The sequence below is a fragment of the Chroococcidiopsis thermalis PCC 7203 genome, assembly GCF_000317125.1.
Taxonomy (GTDB): domain Bacteria; phylum Cyanobacteriota; class Cyanobacteriia; order Cyanobacteriales; family Chroococcidiopsidaceae; genus Chroococcidiopsis; species Chroococcidiopsis thermalis.
Map to the genome: position 1 here is coordinate 286445 of NC_019699.1, position 19186 is coordinate 305630.

18 protein-coding genes are annotated in these 19186 nt (G+C 44.6%); 16 read left to right on the forward strand and 2 right to left on the reverse strand.

Translation table 11 applies throughout. The features are described from left to right. The first annotated feature begins 62 nt into the window (after window positions 1–62). The 3 genes from CHRO_RS28890 to CHRO_RS28900 all read left to right on the forward strand — a co-directional run bounded on the left by CHRO_RS28890 (window position 63) and on the right by CHRO_RS28900 (window position 1515). The gene (locus CHRO_RS28890) at window positions 63–428 is read left to right on the forward strand and encodes a DUF2513 domain-containing protein (protein ID WP_015163165.1); all 366 of its coding nucleotides are present in this window, start codon (window positions 63–65) and stop codon (window positions 426–428) included. Between the two features lie 64 nt (window positions 429–492). Further along, on the forward strand, window positions 493–1275 hold the full coding sequence (locus CHRO_RS28895) for an Rpn family recombination-promoting nuclease/putative transposase (protein ID WP_015163166.1): 783 nt from the start codon (window positions 493–495) through the stop codon (window positions 1273–1275). A 48-nt stretch (window positions 1276–1323) separates the two neighbouring features. Further along, window positions 1324–1515, forward strand: a complete 192-nt coding sequence (locus CHRO_RS28900) for a hypothetical protein (RefSeq protein WP_015163167.1) — start codon at window positions 1324–1326, stop codon at window positions 1513–1515. 262 nt (window positions 1516–1777) lie between these two features. On the opposite strand, the gene CHRO_RS28910 is transcribed toward CHRO_RS28900, so the two are convergent. Continuing rightward, the gene (locus CHRO_RS28910; RefSeq protein WP_015163169.1) at window positions 1778–2215 is read right to left on the reverse strand and encodes a PIN domain-containing protein; all 438 of its coding nucleotides are present in this window, start codon (window positions 2213–2215) and stop codon (window positions 1778–1780) included. Next, entirely contained in the window at window positions 2212–2466 is a 255-nt protein-coding gene (locus tag CHRO_RS28915) for an AbrB/MazE/SpoVT family DNA-binding domain-containing protein (RefSeq protein ID WP_015163170.1), read from the reverse strand. The genes CHRO_RS28910 and CHRO_RS28915 overlap by 4 nt, the downstream gene beginning before the upstream one ends. 288 nt (window positions 2467–2754) lie before the next feature. On the opposite strand from CHRO_RS28915, the gene CHRO_RS28920 reads away from it, so the two are divergent. The 13 genes from CHRO_RS28920 to CHRO_RS28980 all read left to right on the forward strand — a co-directional run bounded on the left by CHRO_RS28920 (window position 2755) and on the right by CHRO_RS28980 (window position 18901). After that, a complete protein-coding gene (locus CHRO_RS28920) occupies window positions 2755–8109 on the forward strand; it encodes a DEAD/DEAH box helicase (RefSeq protein WP_015163171.1) in 5355 nt (1784 codons plus the stop codon). Between the two features lie 257 nt (window positions 8110–8366). Next, a complete protein-coding gene (locus CHRO_RS28925) occupies window positions 8367–8945 on the forward strand; it encodes a Mov34/MPN/PAD-1 family protein (RefSeq protein WP_015163172.1) in 579 nt (192 codons plus the stop codon). Further along, window positions 8942–9781, forward strand: a complete 840-nt coding sequence (locus CHRO_RS28930) for a ThiF family adenylyltransferase (protein ID WP_015163173.1) — start codon at window positions 8942–8944, stop codon at window positions 9779–9781. The genes CHRO_RS28925 and CHRO_RS28930 overlap by 4 nt, the downstream gene beginning before the upstream one ends. Before the next feature lie 68 nt (window positions 9782–9849). Then, a complete protein-coding gene (locus CHRO_RS28935; RefSeq protein ID WP_015163174.1) occupies window positions 9850–10569 on the forward strand; it encodes a PD-(D/E)XK nuclease family protein in 720 nt (239 codons plus the stop codon). Window positions 10570–10621: 52 nt separating this feature from the next. Further along, a complete protein-coding gene (locus tag CHRO_RS28940; protein WP_015163175.1) occupies window positions 10622–10996 on the forward strand; it encodes a hypothetical protein in 375 nt (124 codons plus the stop codon). A 12-nt stretch (window positions 10997–11008) separates the two neighbouring features. Beyond that, window positions 11009–11236 (forward strand): hypothetical protein, encoded by a 228-nt coding sequence (locus tag CHRO_RS28945; protein WP_015163176.1) that lies wholly within the window; start codon window positions 11009–11011, stop codon window positions 11234–11236. Between the two features lie 68 nt (window positions 11237–11304). Continuing rightward, window positions 11305–11619, forward strand: coding sequence for a hypothetical protein (locus CHRO_RS28950; RefSeq protein WP_015163177.1), 315 nt, complete (start codon window positions 11305–11307; stop codon window positions 11617–11619). Window positions 11620–11729: 110 nt separating this feature from the next. Beyond that, a complete protein-coding gene (locus CHRO_RS28955; RefSeq protein WP_015163178.1) occupies window positions 11730–12653 on the forward strand; it encodes a DUF5895 domain-containing protein in 924 nt (307 codons plus the stop codon). 66 nt (window positions 12654–12719) lie between these two features. Beyond that, window positions 12720–14066 carry a DNA polymerase III subunit beta gene (gene dnaN / locus CHRO_RS28960; RefSeq protein ID WP_015163179.1) on the forward strand — a complete coding sequence of 449 codons (1347 nt, stop codon included), beginning with the start codon at window positions 12720–12722 and terminating at the stop codon, window positions 14064–14066. Window positions 14067–14144: 78 nt separating this feature from the next. Continuing rightward, window positions 14145–15479, forward strand: coding sequence for a DNA polymerase III subunit gamma/tau (gene dnaX / locus CHRO_RS28965; protein WP_015163180.1), 1335 nt, complete (start codon window positions 14145–14147; stop codon window positions 15477–15479). A gap of 215 nt (window positions 15480–15694) precedes the next feature. Next, window positions 15695–17506 carry a DNA polymerase domain-containing protein gene (locus CHRO_RS28970; protein ID WP_015163181.1) on the forward strand — a complete coding sequence of 604 codons (1812 nt, stop codon included), beginning with the start codon at window positions 15695–15697 and terminating at the stop codon, window positions 17504–17506. Window positions 17507–17637: 131 nt separating this feature from the next. Then, on the forward strand, window positions 17638–18375 hold the full coding sequence (locus tag CHRO_RS28975; protein WP_181824413.1) for a hypothetical protein: 738 nt from the start codon (window positions 17638–17640) through the stop codon (window positions 18373–18375). After that, on the forward strand, window positions 18341–18901 hold the full coding sequence (locus tag CHRO_RS28980; RefSeq protein WP_015163183.1) for a TRM11 family methyltransferase: 561 nt from the start codon (window positions 18341–18343) through the stop codon (window positions 18899–18901). The genes CHRO_RS28975 and CHRO_RS28980 overlap by 35 nt, the downstream gene beginning before the upstream one ends. Window positions 18902–19186: the final 285 nt, after the last annotated feature.

Genomic DNA, 19186 nt, shown 5'->3' on the forward strand with positions numbered 1-19186 from the left:
GTTAATTGTTAATAGTTGATGGTAGTGAATCATAAATCTGAAAGTTTAGGAGATGCAAATTGATGAATTGTGATATGAATTTAGTAAGGAAAATCTTGCTTGAAATTGAGAATCAAGCAACTGGCTATGCACCTATCAACCTTGCGGTAGAAGGCTATACACAAGAACAGATTCGCTATCACGCTTATATTATGATGCAAGGTGGTTTAATCGAAGGCATAAACCGCACAGATCTTGACAGTACAAGTCCACAAGCAATTCCAAGAAACCTGACTTGGGCAGGTCATGAATTTCTTGAAGCAGCACGAAATGATACAGTATGGAAAAAGGCGATGGATATAGTACAGGAAAAAGGCGGAGCAATTAATGTTGCAGTTTTGAGCCAGCTTTTATCTAGCTTAATGAAGCATCATTTTGGTTTACCTTAATATTCTAAATGATAAACTCATTGTAGTAAAATATATTACTCGATTAGACGTTGATAATCATGTCATGAAAACTGACGTACTTTTTTATGAAATATTTAAAGAAATACCTAACATTTTCTTTGAACTCATTGGACAACCTAATATCAACTCTAATGCCTATGAATTTACTGCTCCAGAACTTAAACAAACAAGCTTGCGCCTAGACGGAGTATTTTCAACTCGCCAAGAGTTTTTCAATCAGCCACTTTACTTCGTCGAAACTCAGTTTTATAAAGACGAAGAATTTTATGACAGATTGTTTACAGGTATCTTTCTTTATTTCAGTCAATATAAACCTCTCAATTCAGACTGGTATGCAGTTGTTATCTACGATCGCCGCAGCAATGAAGCTACGCTTCCCCCACGTTATCGCGCTTTAGTAGAACCACATTTACGCCGCTTCTACCTAAACGAAACCGAGGAAGCAACAGAAGAGTCTCTAGGTTTAAAAATTGTGCGTCTAGTGGTAGCAAGCCAGCAAAGAACCGGAGAACTAGCCAAACAGCTTGTCAGCCGCGCCAGGGAAGAGTTGGCAGATTCCCTAATTCAGCAAAAAGTTATAGAATTTATAGAAACAATCGTTGTCTACAAGTTCCCTAATATGAGTAGAGAGGAAATTGAAGCCATGTTAAATATAAGCTTATTAAGAGAAACTAGAGTTTACCAAGAAGCTGCAGAAGAAGGAGAGTTGAGAGCTAAAGTTAAACTAGTGCCGAAACTACTGCAAAAAGGACTTAGCATTCAAGAAATTGCAGACGTACTAGAGTTAGATATAGAAGAAGTCAGAAGAGTAGCACGAGAGCAGTAAAACTTTGTTGTTCCGTTTCTAAATGTTAATTGCGAAGGAATTGAAGCTATGTCGATCGTAAATTTTATAAGAGGAACCAAGGTTTATCAGGAAGCCAAAGAAGAAGGAAGATTAGAAGGAAGATTGGAAAGTCAAGTTAAACTAGTACAGAAACTCCTGCAAAAAGGACTTAGTATTCAAGAAATTGCAGACGTACTAGAGATAGATATAGAAGAAGTCAGAAAAATAGCACGAGAGTAGTAAAAGTTTAGTAATTTAAAAACAATTATGAACTACGAATTACGAATTAGTAATTATTTAGTTATGAGTTTCTTGAAGCCGCACGAAATGATACAGTATGAAAAAAGGCTATGGAAAAAGGCTATGGATATAGTAAAAGAAAAAGGTGGAATGATTACTATTACAGCCTTAAGTCAGCTTCTATCTAGCTTAATGAGAAATCATTTTGATTTATCTTAAGCTACTAAAAGCGGTGATATAAAACAAAGATAAAAAATAAGATTCAATTCGGAGATAATACTAGTCGAGCAATTTCATCTCCCAAGCGAGTAAAATGATCGGGATTAAGAGTTAACAATTGACTGACCTTAGCTTTAATTGCAACTTGAGCGATTAAAGCATCATATATTGCTCCACCCGTTAGATTCAAAGTTACCATTTTGTCTATGACTTTATAGTAATCTTCAGCTTCTAAAGAAACGACCTCAAATTCTTGTAAATTTTCGTTGATTAGCTGTCGTGCTAATCTTGGAGAAATACGCGGGCTGACGGGAAGACGGGTAAGAACAGAATAAGTTTCAGCGAGGGTATGAGTGGCGATAATTCCTTGTACTTGCTTGGCTTTTACCTGATGCAACCAAGGAATACATGATTGGTGTTTGGGATGGCTGACTACAAAAGCAGAAACTAATACAGAAGTGTCAAATAAAGTTTTTGTCACGATGTAAATTCGTTAATGCGCTCCTCGCGTAATTCATCAATAATTGTCTCCAAGTTTTCTATAGGTTCAGTCTTAACAACCAACACCCCCTCCTCATAATAAGTTTCTGCTTCTTTTGATATTGGTTGCAAAATAATTCGACCCTCTTCGATCTCTAAGGATAATTGAGCTTGAGTATTGATTCCTAGTTGTTCTCGCACTTTTTTTGGAATCAAAACACGACCAGATGCATCAACAGTTAGTAATTCCATATATTTTGTGTTTGCAGTTCTTCAATGACAAAAGCCTTTCAATCTTCGCTCGCGTTCTTTCTACCTAAAATTACTGAGGTCATTTGTATTGTACGAACAATAAGCTAAGAATAACAAAAATATTCAAAAATATTAACTCCATAATGTCAACCTGAGCTATTTCCTTTATCGATAATTTCTGAAGCGAACTACTAAATTTACCTCAAAGTGTTAACAAAAGAGTCAGTATAGCCCTTCCCCATTTCTCAATTCTCTGACTCATCCCTATTGGCAAAGACAGCAAGTTTTATGAAACCTACTTTCCAACTGCAAAATTTACTACAACAAGGTGAAAGCGCGATCGCTGCTGCTAGCGTCCTTCTCGGTCAAGGGATGGTGACTCTCGACTGCACTGGAGTAGAAACACTCACTTCCGAACAGCTCACCCATTTGTTTTCTGGTATCCCCCAAACTTGGAACTTTGCCGAACTAGGAGAAGTCTTTGACCGCGCTACCCTCACCCCTACCTTTGCTAAACAACTGAGTCAATGGCTCGATCGACGATTGGGCAGAGAGACGAAAATCGAAAGTCAAGTAACGGGAAGTACGACTGATAATCCAAGCGATCGCACCTCTCCAGCTAGCCTTGACATTTTTAACCTGCGAGATGAAGTCATAGGCGACTACCGCCGCTACATCGAAAGCTTTCTCAAAATCCGCGATCCACAAGTAGCAGAATTTGTCGATCGCGAACTCCAACGCGGCGAACTGTGGCCCGATCCACTGGTGCAACTCAATCCATCATACAAGAAGGGCGCAACCGTCACTCAACTCGTGCAGCGGGGAGTACTTCATCCCGATTGCAGCCGTTACTTTACCAAAAACGGCGAACCCTTTCAATTTCACTACCACCAAGAACAAGCTTTTGGAGCCGCCCAACGTCAAGAACCCTACGTTCTGACTACAGGCACTGGTTCGGGGAAAAGCATGACCTATGTAGTGCCAATATTTGACGACTTACTCCGCCACCCAGAAATCAAAGGAGTACGGGCAATTTTGGTTTACCCCATGAATGCCCTGATTAACTCTCAAAAAGAAGAGTTTGACAAATTCTTAAGTCAAGTCCCTCACAGCCACATTCGCGTCGAGAAATACACCGGACAAGAAAACCTGACACAAAAGGTGGCAATTCAAAACGACCCGCCCCAAATCCTACTGACAAACTACGTGATGCTGGAGTTAATGCTTTCCCGCACTCACGAAAACAAGTTAGTTGCCTCCCCCGCACTGAAATTTTTGGTATTGGATGAACTGCACACATACCGAGGGCGACAAGGGGCTGATGTTGCTATCCTAATTCGCAAACTTCGCCAACGCTGCGGTCAAAAGCTACTATGTATCGGTACTAGCGCCACCATGTCTACCGAAGGCAGTCGAGAGAATCGCCGTCAAACTGTAGCTGGGGTAGCTAGTAAGTTGTTTGGCGTAGAAGTCAGAGCGGAAAACGTAATTGATGAAACTCTGGAGCGTTCCATCAAGCATCCCGTCGTTCCCAGTGATGAAGAACTCCGCCGCAGCATCGCCGCAGGCTTGCCTCCTTTCTCTGAGCGATCGCACTCAGCATTTGAAGCCGATCCCTTGAGTGCCTGGATGGAAATGAATTTTGGTCTAGCCGAGGAGCAAGGGCATTTAGTGCGCCGGACTCCCATTTCCCTTGCAGCCGGAGCCGAGCAACTATCTGCTCAAACCCAAATTCCAGTCGAGACTTGCCGCGAAACTCTCAAACAAATGTTTCTTTGGGGCAGCAAAACGAAAGGACTTGCCTTTCGCCTGCATCAATTTATCTCCCAAGGCGGTAGCGTCTACGCCACGATTGAATCGAGAGACAACCGCTTTCTGACGCTAGAAGGGCAATACGCCACTACCAACGATCGCCTGCTCTATCCCCTCGTCTTCTGCCGCGAGTGCGGACATGACTACTACGTGGTGCGCTACGACAAAGACAACTACGCGATCGATCCTCAACTGGCGATCGCCCTCGACACCAGCGATGCCGAGATCGATGAAGGCTACCTCACCTTAGACGAACCTGGACTTTGGAATACTGGCGACGAAGACCGCCTCCCCGATAGCTGGTTTAACGACACGAAGAGGCGGGGTCGGGTGGCGAAAAAGGAATACGCCGCGCACGTTCCCCAAAAACTCCAAGTCCTTGCCAACGGCAAAGTGACTAATTCTCTATTGTCAGGCACGAGTTGTTGGTTTGTCCCCAAACCCTTTCTTTTCTGTCCTAATTGCGGTGTAGTACATGACAAGAGAAAGAAAGAATTTACCAAGCTTTCTCGACTCAGTAGCGAAGGTCGCAGCACTGCCACAACTCTAATATGTCTTTCTACAGTTAATCGCTTAAAATCCAGTCCCGCCATCAAACCGGAAGCTGCCAAAATTCTCAGCTTTACAGATAATCGTCAGGATGCTTCATTGCAAGCTGGACATTTCAACGATTTCGTCCAAACCAGCTTTCTGCGGGCAGCTTTGAATAAAGCACTCCAAACAAATCAAAGGCTGACGCACGGCAAACTAGCTAGCGAAGTCGTCAAGCAGATGAATTTAGACCAGTCTAGCTATGCCCTCCAACCAGCCGAGTATGGAGCTGGCAAGAAGCGCAACGAGCGAATTTTTTGCGAGTTAGTTGAATACCGCCTTTACGAAGACCTGCGACGGGGATGGCGGATCGTCCAACCAAACCTGGAACAATGCGGTTTATTGGCAATCGAGTACGAGGAACTGGAGGCAACTTGCGAAGACCCGCAGCTGTGGCAGATGTATCCTCACTCAATCTTACTCCAAGCTACGCCAGCACAAAGATTAGCTGTCGCCAAAGCCGTACTCGACCATCTCCGCAAAGAACTGGCGCTCGATGCCGCATTACTGCAAAGCGATCGCCTAGACCAACTCAAGCGGGAAGTGGCACAGGCGATCGCCGATCCCTGGAAGTTCGACACTGACGAACGCTTGCATACCGCTACCTGGGCTTCTACTGCTCCTGGTGACTCGGAGCGAGTTAAAGTCAAACTCACCTCTCGCAGTAAAATCGGTCGCTTCCTACGCTCGACCGCTACTTGGTCGGGGCTGCAACAACCGTTAGCCGAGCCAGAGTATAATTTGCTAATCCAAGCATTAGTCAATACTTTAGGCACGGCAGGCTATCTCAAAATTGAAGGGACGCAGGTGCAGCTACGCATTGACTGCACGATCTGGCAAGCTCAAACAGTTGGCAAGATTTCTGCCGACCCACTCGTATCGAAGCGGCTTCAGGGCAGCGAAGACTCGCAAATTGAAGTCAATCAGTTTTTTCAAGACTTTTATCAGGGCAACGCCCAGCAACTTCACAGCTTGGAAGGGCGCGAGCATACGGGGCAGGTTAGCAACGAAGACCGCCAGGAGCGGGAAGAAAAGTTTCGCCAAGGACAATTGGCATCCCTGTTTTGCTCCCCCACAATGGAACTGGGCATCGATATCTCCGATCTCAATGCCGTCCATCTCAGGAACGTGCCGCCGACTCCTGCCAACTACGCCCAGCGCAGCGGTCGGGCAGGACGCAGCGGACAGGAAGCATTGGTGATGACCTATGCTTCTGTAGGTAGCGGACACGACCAGTATTTCTTCCAACGCCCAGAACAAATGGTGGCAGGAGTAGTAGCGCCCCCTAAACTGGAACTCGGTAACCAAGATTTGATCCAATCCCACATTTATTCCGTTTGGTTAGCCCATACGGGACAGGATTTGGGAGAATCGATGAATCAAATTCTCGATCTGAGTTTAGCAGGATATCCGCTAAAAGATACTATACGTTCGCAGCTTACACTCACAGCTGACGTTCGAGAACAATGCTTCCAAGCTGCTCAAAAAATTCTGGTCGATACCTTCTGTCGTGGGGATCTAGAGCAAGCTTCCTGGTATTCCCCAGAATGGTTGCGCTTAACAATCGAAAATGCTCTATCTACATTCGATCGCAAGTGCGAACGGTGGCGCAGACTCTACAGCGATGCGATCGCGCAACGCGACGAGGCACGGCAATCGATCGATCGTGCCGCTAGAGGTAGCGTGACTCAAGACGAGCGAAAGCTCGCCGAGACGCAGGAACGAGAAGCCCGCAGGCAAATCGATTTATTAGTCGGGCAGGTGGGTTCCGGAAAGAGCCAAACCGAATTAGAGTTTTATCCTTACCGTTACTTTGCTGCTGAAGGTTTCCTGCCAGGATACAACTTTCCTCGCCTCCCAATCCGAGCTTATCTTCCTGCTGGCGACTGGGGCAGATTTATTTCCCGCCCTCGCGTCGTTGCCATCCGCGAGTTTGCCCCTAGTAATATCGTTTACTACGAAGGCTCCAAATTCCAGATTGCCAAAATGCGAGTCCCTGTTGCTGGCATTGAAGATAAATACGTCCGCGTCAGCGTTTGTCCTATCTGCGGTTACTTCCACGAGGGCGATGATTCGCTGCGCGACACTTGCGAACACTGCGGTGCCAAGATTGTTGCCGATAGCTACGGTAATCCCGCTAAACTCAACCGCGTGCTGGAGCTAGAAACCGCGATCGCCCGCAGGCGCGAGCGAATCACCTGCGACGAAGAAGAACGGCTCAAGTACGGTTACAACGTCACCACTTACTTCCGCTACGCGCCACAAAAACAAGAAACGGCAACAGTATTGGCAGCAGACTCAACGCAGTTATTGCGGTTAACCTATGGCGAAACCGCAAAAATCCGACGAATCAATCGCGGCTTAAAGCGCGAGCGCCAAGAATGGGGATTTAAGCTCGACGCGGTTACTGGAGTTTGGGGTGAGCGTGGCAATGACGCGACAACAGAAAATCTGCAAACAGAAGTCAACTTAATGGTGGACGATACTTGTAACATCTTGGTAGTCGAGCCTGTTAGCATTCCTGCTAGCAACGCCGAAGCGTTTCTCGCTACCTTCCAGTTTGCTTTAGAAAGAGCGATTGGGGCAGTTTACAAACTCGAAGCAGATGAACTAGCATCCGTTCGCTTAGGTCAAGGACGACATTTATTGTTTTGGGAAGCGGCAGAAGGAGGTGCAGGCGTTCTTTCCCAAATCCTCGAAGATCCTCAAGCCTTCGGGCGGCTAGCTCGTGCTGCCTTAGATATCTGTCACTTTCTGCAAGAAAAGGAAAGCTGCACTAAAGCCTGCTATCAATGCTTGTTATCCTACCGCAACCAATTCGACCATCCGCTGCTAGACCGTCACTTAATTCGTAGTTGGCTTCAACAGCTTAGTGGTAGTACTATTAGCCGTCACGCCGCAGGCAGTTCGCGTGAAGTGCAATATCAGCAATTGCTAAAGCAGACCGATCCTAACTCCGAGTTCGAGCGAATTGTCCTGGCAGAAATCGATCGAAGAGGGCTAAAACTACCGGATGCCGCTCAAGAATTTATTTCTCAAGCCAATTCCAAACCAGATTTTGTCTATCGAGAAGCTGCGATCGCGATTTTCTGCGATGGTTCAGCCCACGACCATCCACAGCAACAACAGCAAGACCGAATCAAACGCGATCGCCTCGAAGAATGCGGCTACTTTGTTCTCACCTTTCGTTACAACGAGGCATGGCAATCTCAGTTAGAACGTTTAGCTTCCTTGCTTTGAACTAAACCCAGATATGTTCATTAAATAATTATTATTAGTTTTAAAGAATTCTTTTGATTTAAACTTCGGAAATATTTAAAGCAATTACTACTATACCTATTACCAGGTAAGTGTTCTAACTAGACGTGTGGTTAGGCATTAATTCTTTAGCGTACAGTCGCAGCACCTGTCGTTCGCGCAAACAAACAACGAGTAAAGCGCTATGCGCTCATACTGAGTAGCAAACCAAAATACTCTACCGACAGGTTGTCCGCCCTATGATCGACCCCTTTTGCAGTCATAACATTACTGCCAGCGATACTAGCAACCTCCCTCCTTATTCGGGAAAGCTACAAGAATACTGGATGGCGGGTAATGGTATTTTCCTGCGATCGCACCGCCCAGAACTAGAGGTATGCCTTGAGATCGCCCACTGCACTGTTGGTAATCTTCCCCAGATCCAACCTTATTTTCGCCTCGTACCGCCGAAAGTCCCCGCATCAACCATTTCAGAAATTATTCGTATTTGTCTAGAAGCAGGCGATCGAGAAGTTTTGTTCTATCTGAGCTATGACAACCGATGGCAACTGCACGTTCCACCACAAACAGCTAGCCGCACCAGCGTTGCAGCAATGGAATCGTCATTTCATTCTACTTATGAAACTGCCCTCATCGAAATCCACAGCCATGCAAGAGCGCCAGCTTGCTTTTCAACTCAAGATGACATCGAAGAAAGCGGCAAGTTCAGAATCTTCGCCGTCATCGGTTCCTTAAGCGATCGTCCTGCGATTAGCGTGCGGTTGGGAGTTTACGATTGCTTCTTCAACATACCTATTTCTTGGATTTTTGCCACATGACCATCGACTTATCGTTTGCTAATTCAGTACCGATTATTCCGGCTCAAAATACTCAAATTCAGTTTGTCCTTGTCGGTGCTGGTGGAACGGGTAGCTGTATTATCAGAGAACTATGCAAAGTCGTTTGTCAAATTCAGAGCGTTACCAAAAAACAAGTATCTATTCGCATTGTTGACTTCGATACTGTAGAGTCGCGCAATATTCCCAGACAAATATTCCTGCCTGAAGAAATCGGCATGAATAAAGCAGAAGCACTAGCAATTCGTTACAGCAGTGCCTTTGGAATTAGCATTAAAGCGATCGATCAGCCCTTTGACTGTCAGATGGTAAATAAACTAAAACAATGGAATACGCTGACAGTCATTATCGGCTGCGTTGATAATGCCGCAGCCAGAGCAGAGATCGAACGCTGCCTCGAATACAATTCAAATACGCGATCGGCTTCTCTATTCTGGCTGGACTGCGGCAATGCCCAAACTAGCGGTCAAGTCTTGCTAGGAACTACCACCAACTTCGATCTGTTACGTGCTTTCGATCGCCCCGAACGCCCCAATCTCTGCTACCAACTTCCGTCTCCAACATCGATCCACCCAGAACTCCTCGTGGTACAACCAGAAGAACTGTCGAGTTCTCGCCTCTCATGTGCTTCTATCCTACTACGTAACTATCAGGCATTATTCGTCAATCAATTTGCCGCGACAATAGCCAGCCAATACATTTTAGAACTCACGTTCACCGGAGGATTGAGAAGATTCGCCACGTATTTTGATTGCAAAACGATGAGTTGTAAATCCCTTTATATCACCCCCTCCAACTTATCTCAATTCCAAAATTAAAAAATCTAGTACAAAAGCCAACAACGGTAGTGCTTTGCACTCACCGTTGAATGCTAGTGCTGTAAAAAATGAACCTAATTGACTACAAACTCCTGGAAATTTTAGAAACTACTCCGGAGAAATTTCCAGATTTAGAACGAGCGAGTATTTACACTCCAGGCTTTTGCGAACGAGTAAATGTTCTGAGCAAACAGTTTCATCTAATTATGCAACAGATAGGCATGGGTCTATCTGTGGAACCATTGCTAAACAATTCTCCTCAAATCAAAGAATGGGTAGAAAAGGTTCAGCCAATTATTAGCATACCTGCGCTCGCTAAGAGTTGGAATGCCAGCTTACAAAAACTTATTAGCAACAACTTGTTAGTGGCACAATACGACCTGATTTTGGAACGAGAAGAGCGGTTAATTGCTATAGATTGGTCAGTTCAACATCGTCCGCTTAGCTACCAACAGTTACTCAAAAGCTGGCAGACGCAACTTCGCTTGTTTCTCTTGCTAGAAAATAGTAGCTTTGCTCCCGAACAGATTGGCATTAGCTACTTGTTATTTAACACCAAGTCAGCTCCTATTTATCATTTTGAATACAGTAGGCAACAACATGAAGAATTTCAGCAGAGATTAGAAGGCATTTTCTCGAAACTTCCAAAAACAGAAAAAAATGTGTCTCCTGCCGCTCTTTCGGAATTTGATGACGATGCTGCCTGCAAACTGAATCTCAAAAAGTTTCTCAATGGCGAACTTACCACTCAAGAATATCTAGCCACAGTTCCCGAAGTCGAAATTTGAACGCAACAGAAGTAGGGAAATACCGATCTTCCCTACTCGTGACTAACGAGATATGGACAATACCACGATTAACCAAAGGATCGCTCTCAAAAAAGTACAGCTAACACCAGATGGATGGACGCTCAATATTTTATCGCCAAGAGTGGCAACAATTACAAATCCACTCGGAATGAGAAAAGTCTCTTACTTTGGTTTTTATCAAACTAAAGATGCAGAAAAGTTCCAACAATATTTGCTAGAAAACCGTCTGTGTACGGCAGCTGTTATTAGAAGTTCCCGACGACTGGCTGCACCAATTGAATGTAAGGCTTGGGGATGCTCTAGCAAAATAATTTGGCAGTGTGCTGTCAAAGATCTAAAACAACAAAATTTGTCCGCACGGCAACAACTACCTCAACCCGCTTTCACAAAAACTAGCACTCACTAGATAAAAGCAGCAATGATTTACTACAAACGCATGACATATGTTGCAATTGGCGATGGCTTCCAAACTTATATCTATCCGGCGTGCGGTACAGCTCCTTACATTCGATACAAATTTTTACCCAATCGAGTAGAACTAGATGAGGCGGTAGCGAAATGCAAGAATGCAGGCTGGAAAGTTGCGAACGGCACTAACATATCCAAGCTGATGCTATCTGCTACACGAAAGACGAGCGGACGTTAAAGCATTACGCACTCAAGTCAAATAGATTTTTATTAATCAATCCACGTACCAGCGAAAACAGGAGCCTTATGTTATTCAAGCATTCGCTTAATGTCAATATAACCCCCAGTACGATTGTCAGTAATTACGGTAGCGAAGAGTTACAGACAGCTTATTTCCTAGAGAATGGTGAAAATGTTTCTATCTCATTCACTACCAAATGTATTAGCAAGTTAGATGAATTAATTACCGTACTGCAAAACATCAGAGATATTTTAGCATTCCAACGAGCTAAAGAATTAGAAGCGGAAAGCAAGCTGCTGCAAAAAGAACCTGTTGACTGTACGTACAGTAAGAGTAATGGCAGTAAAAATTCTGAAAGTTTTAGTCGAATAGTTGACTAAAACTCATAAATAAGATCGCTCTCCAGCATTGCTGGAGTATTTTTTAACAACGACTCATTGCTTTGCAATCTCAGTTGGTGCTGACGAACCGACATATCTACTCTGGCTATATGCGAAAACAAACGACTCAAGCTACATCAACAAACTCATCAGATAACAATGCTGTTACTGAAGATGACTTTGACAATCTCATTATTAAATATGAATCCTCCCAATACGACGGCAAAATTACCGATCTCCCTATCTGTCAAGTCTTGAACGATAAGTCTCCTGCGAGTGTTGGCATGTTTGTTAAAGCCAAAAACTTACCGCAAATTGGCTGGCGCGGACCGGAAGCTACCTACGAGCATACGTTTTCTAGTGGTGCTACAGAATTAGGCGTTCTGCTCCAGTCACCGAGAATGCATATCTTAAGGACTTCACCTCGCTGTATCGAAATCAGAAAAACTGGAGAACTCGTCGCTAACTACGAGAACGTTGAAGGACGCAAAAAATATGAGGACTTAGGCAATTTAGCGACGCTGCGGACTTTTTACTTGCTCTACTTAGTAGACGAAACCAACAATAACCTCCACGATCTACCGCTGATTCTTTCCATCAAAGGAGTAGCAGCAGTCCGCTTTGGCGAGGCATACAGGCAGTTCAAACGTCAACTAGAAATTGCTTATGCCAACCGCAGAAAAACTCAGTACAAACCAAAAGACGAACGCTTTCACGTAGCTGGCATTTTCAATCCCAGCTTCAAGCCATCCCTCGAACCTCCAGATGGCGAACAAAAGTCATGGGTAGCCGTTCCCGCTTATTTTGCCACGCCTGCCCCCCAAGGTTACGACCTCAGCAATTACCTCGTACCGCAAAAAGAGGAGGAGCTATGGGCAATAGTTCAAAGTAGTAACGAGTTCTCTAGTAACATTCTCAAAACTGCCCAAGAACATCACAGAGCGATCGAAAGTGCTTCAGATAGCACGAATGCAACAACTATCGATACCAATGCTGTGGCAGTAATTGCTAACGCAGACGAGCTGCCTTACTAAAGTTTCAAAAAGCACGATCGGGGGAGGCAATACCTCCCTCAGTAGAATTCCATCACCGTAAAAAACATGAACTTTACTATCGAACAAGACAAACTATCTCAGTTACTAGATGCTGCTTCCCTTGCCATCCCAACTCGACCCACAGATCCCATTCTCGGCGCAATCCTATTAGTCGCTGATGTCGAAACTCAAACTTTATCTACCACTAGCTTTAATCTCAGCCTCGGCATTCATAGCAAAACCAAAGCCAACATTAAAACTTCAGGTGTAGCAGCACTACCAGGAAAATTGCTGGCAGACACGATTGGCTATCTCAAAGGAGAACTATGCTTTGAATTAGAAGAACGCACCTGCATTATCTCCCACTCCAGCGGCAAGCGCAGAATTCAAAGCTTCAACCCCAGTGAATTTCCACAACTGCCCAGCGGCGGAGAGCGAAGCATTACCTTGCCAGTCAAGAAATTCCTGGCGGCGATTCGCGCCACCCTGTTCGCCGCCAGTAAAGACGAAACTAGACCCATCATATCTGGTGTCAATTTCAAATTCGAGCGCGATCGCTGGCAAGCGGGAGCAACAGATTCTCATCGCTTGGCAATAGTATCAGCACCTTTCGACGCAGACATTGCTGAAAATGTTGAATTTACTGTCTCCTACAAAAACTTGCAAGAAATCGAGAAAATCCTCTCAACCAAGAGCGAAAACAGTACTTGCACTCTTGAGTTCAACAGCAATTTTGTAGAATTCAACTTACCCAACACTAGAATTACCTCCCGACTGCTGGAAGGCGAGTTTCCCAAACTCGACAGCCTCATTCCTACCAGCTTCCAACACGAATTCTACATAGACAAAGCCGCACTGGAAACAGGACTCAGAAGAGTTGCAACCCTAGCCGAGAAGAAAAGCAAAACTGTCAAAACTATTTGGGACGTGAAAAACCAACAACTGACCCTGTACACGGAATCTACCGATGTGGGTAACGCGATCGAATCTGTAGTTATGAAAGCCAATTCTGGATCGGACGAACAGATCGGCATTGGCTTCAACCTGACTTACCTAGCTGAAGCTGTCAAACACGTCACCACCGATGAAATCGTTATCAAAGCGAACGAACCATCTAGACCCGCGATCGTCTGCCCTGTGGGTGGTATCCTCAACCAACTTACCCTCGTCATGCCCGTGTTGATTTCCTCCGGCTATGAAATCGACAAACCTGCCAATACAAATACCGCCCCTGCTAGCAATCAGGTAGAAATAGCCCAAACGCAATCGGGCAACAACGTTGAATCGCCAGAGGTGGCAGAGACAGTAGCACAAGTCGAAAGCGAAAATGGTGCTCAAACATCAGAAATAGCCCAACCTACCAAAGCTAAGCGCAACAGGCAAAGCAAACCAAAAGCAGCTGTAACAGTTTAATTGGGCGATCGCCCTCCTTGGCGCTCGAATTCCAAACATCGGGCGCTTTCTCAAGCAAATACTTCCTCAAATCCGCTTATGATTCCTTACAATCCGATTCACCTCAAATACCGCCCCCAAACTCTGGCACAACTGGTAGGTCAAGACATCATTGCTACCACCCTTTCTAACGCGATCAATGGGGGTAAAATTGCCCCTGCATACCTGTTCGTCGGACCTAGAGGTACTGGTAAAACATCCACCGCCCGCATTCTGGCTAAATCTCTCAACTGCCAATCTGCCAACCAAGCCACCACAACACCCTGCGGTGAGTGCCAATCTTGCCGCGCCATCGCCTCCAGTCACTCCCTCGATGTCAACGAACTCGATGCTGCTAGCAACTCCGGCGTGGAAAACATTCGCGAGATCGTTGAAAGAGCGAGTTTTGCACCTGTCGAAAGCCGATACAAAGTTATAATTCTCGACGAGTGCCACTCTTTGAGCCAAGCAGCATTCAACTCGTTACTCAAAACACTAGAACAACCACCATCAAACGTAGTATTCGTTTTATGTACCACAGAAGTGCATAAAGTGCCGCTGACAATTATCTCTCGATGCCAGCGTTTTGACTTCAGAAGGATTGACACTAAAACAATTACAGAACATCTGCAAGCGATCGCCGTTGCAGAACAAATTGACATTACTCCCGAAGCACTGCAACTCGTGGCGCAAACGAGTCATGGTTGCCTGCGAGATGCCCTGACGCTGCTCGATCAACTGAGTAATATTGGCACGCAGATCGCGGACGTGCAGGTGTATCTCATGGCTGGTACTGTCCCCGAACCAGAACTGCTCGATCTGTTGGATAACATCAGCACGGGAAATGTAACTGCCTGTTGTCGCATCATTCAAAAACTCGTCGAGCAAGGTAAAGATCCATCGCTCGTTTACCTGGACATTCTGAGAATACTCAAAGATCTGCTCGTCATCAAAACCTGCCCTGATGCTACAGAACTAGAATGGCAGGCAACAGAAAAATGGGAGAGATTACTTTCTTTAGTTCAACATTGGAAAGCAATCTCAATCCAAGATGCCATCAAGCTGCTTAATTCCAGCTCGCGGCAGATGAAACAACAATCGTCGCAACTCTGGCTGGAAGTCACAATTCTAGAACTAGCTAAAATTCCTCTACCATTAGCAGCAAACAATAAGCCGACCGCAGACCCTTGGTATAGTTGGGAATATCCTAGCGATGCGATCGCTTGGGCGCATCAATTACTACCACACCTGGGCTATAGAGAGCTGTGGGAGAAATGGAATGCTCTTGCAACCATCAACGGCAAGAAAGCTCCTGCATGGGTCAAGGCGATCGAAGAAGCACGGTTTAACAAACAATTAACTACTGTAGGCAAAACGACAAGCTCAGTGCGGTAGTTTTAGCGTAATTTTGATAGTTATTGGCAAAGATGGAAGAATGTTTATTTCAATACTCAAACAGCAAGAGTAGAAGCTATTCATTCTTCCGTACCAATTCCCAATCCATGCTTGAATCTTTATCAATTATAGTTATATAGAATTAAAGCTTTGCATTTCAAAGCTTGTTAGTAAAGCGACTAAAAAATAAACTACACCTATTACACTTACTAGCAATGGGACAATATAACCATAGGAATTTGGTTGCTAAAAGTAAAGGTAAAATTGTTGTAAATGAAAATGAACTAGATATTTTCTATACCGACTGCTCTCCCAGAGAACGATGGAAACCCGACCAAGAGCTAATACCTTACAATCAACTCAGGCAGCTCGTTATCGATATTGAAACTTCTGGACTCTCTAGCCAAACCGATCGCATATATGCCATTGGTTGCATGGATGAAAATTGGCAAGCCACAATATTTATGGAGTTAGATGAAAGTAGTTTATTACAGAAATTCGTCAGGCACGTTTCAGGGTATTGTGCGGATGTAATCCTCAGCTTTAATGGCACGCAATTCGACCTACCTTTTCTCATCGCTAGATGTGAAAAATACAACATTCGACATCCCTTCAAGATTTCAGATAGGTTGCGGACAATTCAAACAGCACAAGTATTCGGTCAGCCATTAAAAATTCATCAGGTGTACGCCAAAGGCAGCCAACACGTAGATGTTTATATCTGCGTTCTTAGATGGGATTATGTAAATAAATGCCTTAACAACTCTCGTTCGCTCAAACAAGCAGTGCTAGAAATGGGACTGCGCCAACAACAGCGATTGGTTTTGTCATACCAACAAATCATAGAATGCTGGCAGCAAGGATCTCAGAGTGAAGGCTGGGCAAAAATCCGCCAATATCTCATCTACGATCTAGAAGACACCAAGTCGATCGCTGACAAGCTGGTGCCTTCATACTACTACGAATCCCTCATCGTACCTAGAATGAACTTGCAACAACTCGCCATCACGGGTAACGGTACGAAATGGCAGCGGGTACTTGAAAACCAGTACCCCATCCTTCGACCGACAGCCGACCGGAAAATGCACTTCGATGGCGGTCTAGTAATTTCAGTCCCAGGATTGCACCGTAACGTTGCCAAAATTGATGTGGCTAGCCTGTACCCCAGCATCATGCTCAAGTACGGCATCTGCTCTGGTAAAGATCCGCGCCGAGTGGGACTGAGCATTCTAGAGTATCTGACCCAAGAACGACTCCGGCTCAAGCAACTGGCAAAAGCTGGCAACATAGATGCCAATCATGCCCAAAGCGCCCTCAAAGTCACGATCAATTCCTTATTTGGCTTTTTAGGCACTTCTGGGCTGAGCTTCAACGACATGGAAGCTGCTGCACTCGTCACTGCCTATGGTAGGCGCATACTCCGGTTCGCGATCGCATTTATTGAAAAGCAAGGAGGCATCCAAGTTGAGAGCGACACCGACGGTATTTTCTTCAGCCATCCTCAGCCAGTGCAAGTTTATCAAAGTTTGCAAGCAGCAATGCCTGAAGGAATCGACATCGAACTTGAAACTCAAGCCACCGCTATGTTCGTCCCCTCACGCGGCGCTAAAAACTACATTCTCTGGCACGATGATGGTAGTGTCACTGTTAAGGGGATCTGGCGCAAGCGCGATCGCTCGCAACTAGAAAAGGAATTTCCCCTGCAATACCTAACCCACTTTCTTAGCAATCCCCAATCAGCAGAGACGTATTACCAATCCATTAAACAACAACTTAGCTCTGGTAGCTTTCCCATCTCTAAACTACAAATCACCCGCAAAATCAAAAAAGGTGAAAAAAACCTTCTGCGTCTGGGCAGTACGGGAGAAGTTGTCACTTTTTACCAAGGCATTGAAGGGGTAACTAATTACGATCCCTACTCCAGTGGGTATTACTTAGAAATCGTTGCGCGAAAACGTCAAGAAATTCTTGACTTAGTTGCACCTGAAATTCTTGGCAACCGAAAAGTACAGCTATCTCTTTTTTAAATATCTCCCTTAGCGAATCTGCATAAGTCTTCTATTTATGCAGATTTCACTAGCAATACTAAAGCAGTACTATGAAGACAAAAAAGAAAAGCTATAGAAAACCTAGACTAAACAAAAAGCAAAAAGACTGGGTGAACAGATTTATTGCCTGTCGTCCCCATGCCAAAATTACAGATATTTATGAAGGTTTATCGGGCGATCGCGTAGTTACTATCGAATGGACTGAAGACTCACCGTTATCAATTCTATCTGCGGATAGTTACGTTCGAGGTCAAATTTTTCATCAAGTCAAAATAAAACTCCGAAAATTTGGCGATCCCCGCTCTAGTGCAGATTACAGCTATAGAATTAGCGCTCCCCAAAAACACACGACGACTTATCAGCTTCAAGGACAGCTATCTCTAGAAATCCCCCAAATTTACAACGTTCAAACACCAAATAATCCCGTTCTCGTTCGGAAGAAGCACTGTCAAGAGCGAAACAAAAATCCCTCTAAAACTATTCAGCATAGCTTACCGCTGTCGGGGATAACAGCACAATTACATCGGATTAATTTATCCAAAACAGGAGAAGTTCTCAGCGAACGAGAACTACTTTCAGAAACCGTAATTTACCACGATTCAGCAACAGGATTGTCTATCCATCTACCAGCAGCAATTATTGCTATTCTTCAAGACAAGCAAGCTTCTGCCAAAGAATGGTCAGATGCGATCGCGCTATACCAAGTTGGAGGACCAACTTGCGTAATGCAATATCTAGAAGGACTTGACGCACTCCGCGATCGCTTCGTCACGCAACCAATTACCGAGACAAATACTATTGAGAAACAAGGCAGTGGATCTATTAAATTTACCGATCGCAATAACTGATAGCATTCTCAATCGCAAGGATGTGTTTCCTTCTCCGCCGTGGGTAGTAGAAATCCTCATAGAAAACGCCAATATTACTCCTGACTGCCTTTGCCTCGAACCAAGTGCCGGAGCTGGAAATCTCGCTCTTGAATTACAAAATCTCGGTGCAATGGTGGAAGTCATCGAACCAATTCCAGAGCTACAACTGGTTCTCACTTTACAAAATCTTTTGGTGATTGGTTCTGACTTTCTCACTACACCTAGCCTTGAAGGTAAGTATGACAGAATAATTCAAAATCCCCCATTCTCGCTACAAGTCAGCCACACTATCAAGGCTTATAGATGTCTAAAGCCAGGAGGTAGGCTAGTATCTCTATGCAGTTCGTCCCCCTGGCAACATAACAGTAACCTCGATAAATACTTTAGAAATTGGCTGAAGACAGTCGGCGCTCAAGCTATCGATTTACCCTACGGACTATTCGTCAATAGCGTTAGGTATACTGATGTTGCTTGCCATTTAATAATTATAGAAAAAGCTAATTAAAGCCTTAACTCAAATAGCTTTATTAGTAAATTCTCTCTAATTACATCTCGTGTTAATAACATTCTGCTCTAAACGTAAAACGGTAATTGTAGCACAAACGCTCGACGCAGAAGCAAGCACCATTTTTCAGCATTTTTAATAGTGAAGGCGTGACAACGCTACACATACAAGCAGCACTTAAAACAGAGTACTGCTCTCTCATTTGAGTAGTTATTTAAAGATAGCGATCGCGCAACTAATCTAGCAAAGAGCGATCGCTAACACCAGTTTGTCACCAGCACATTA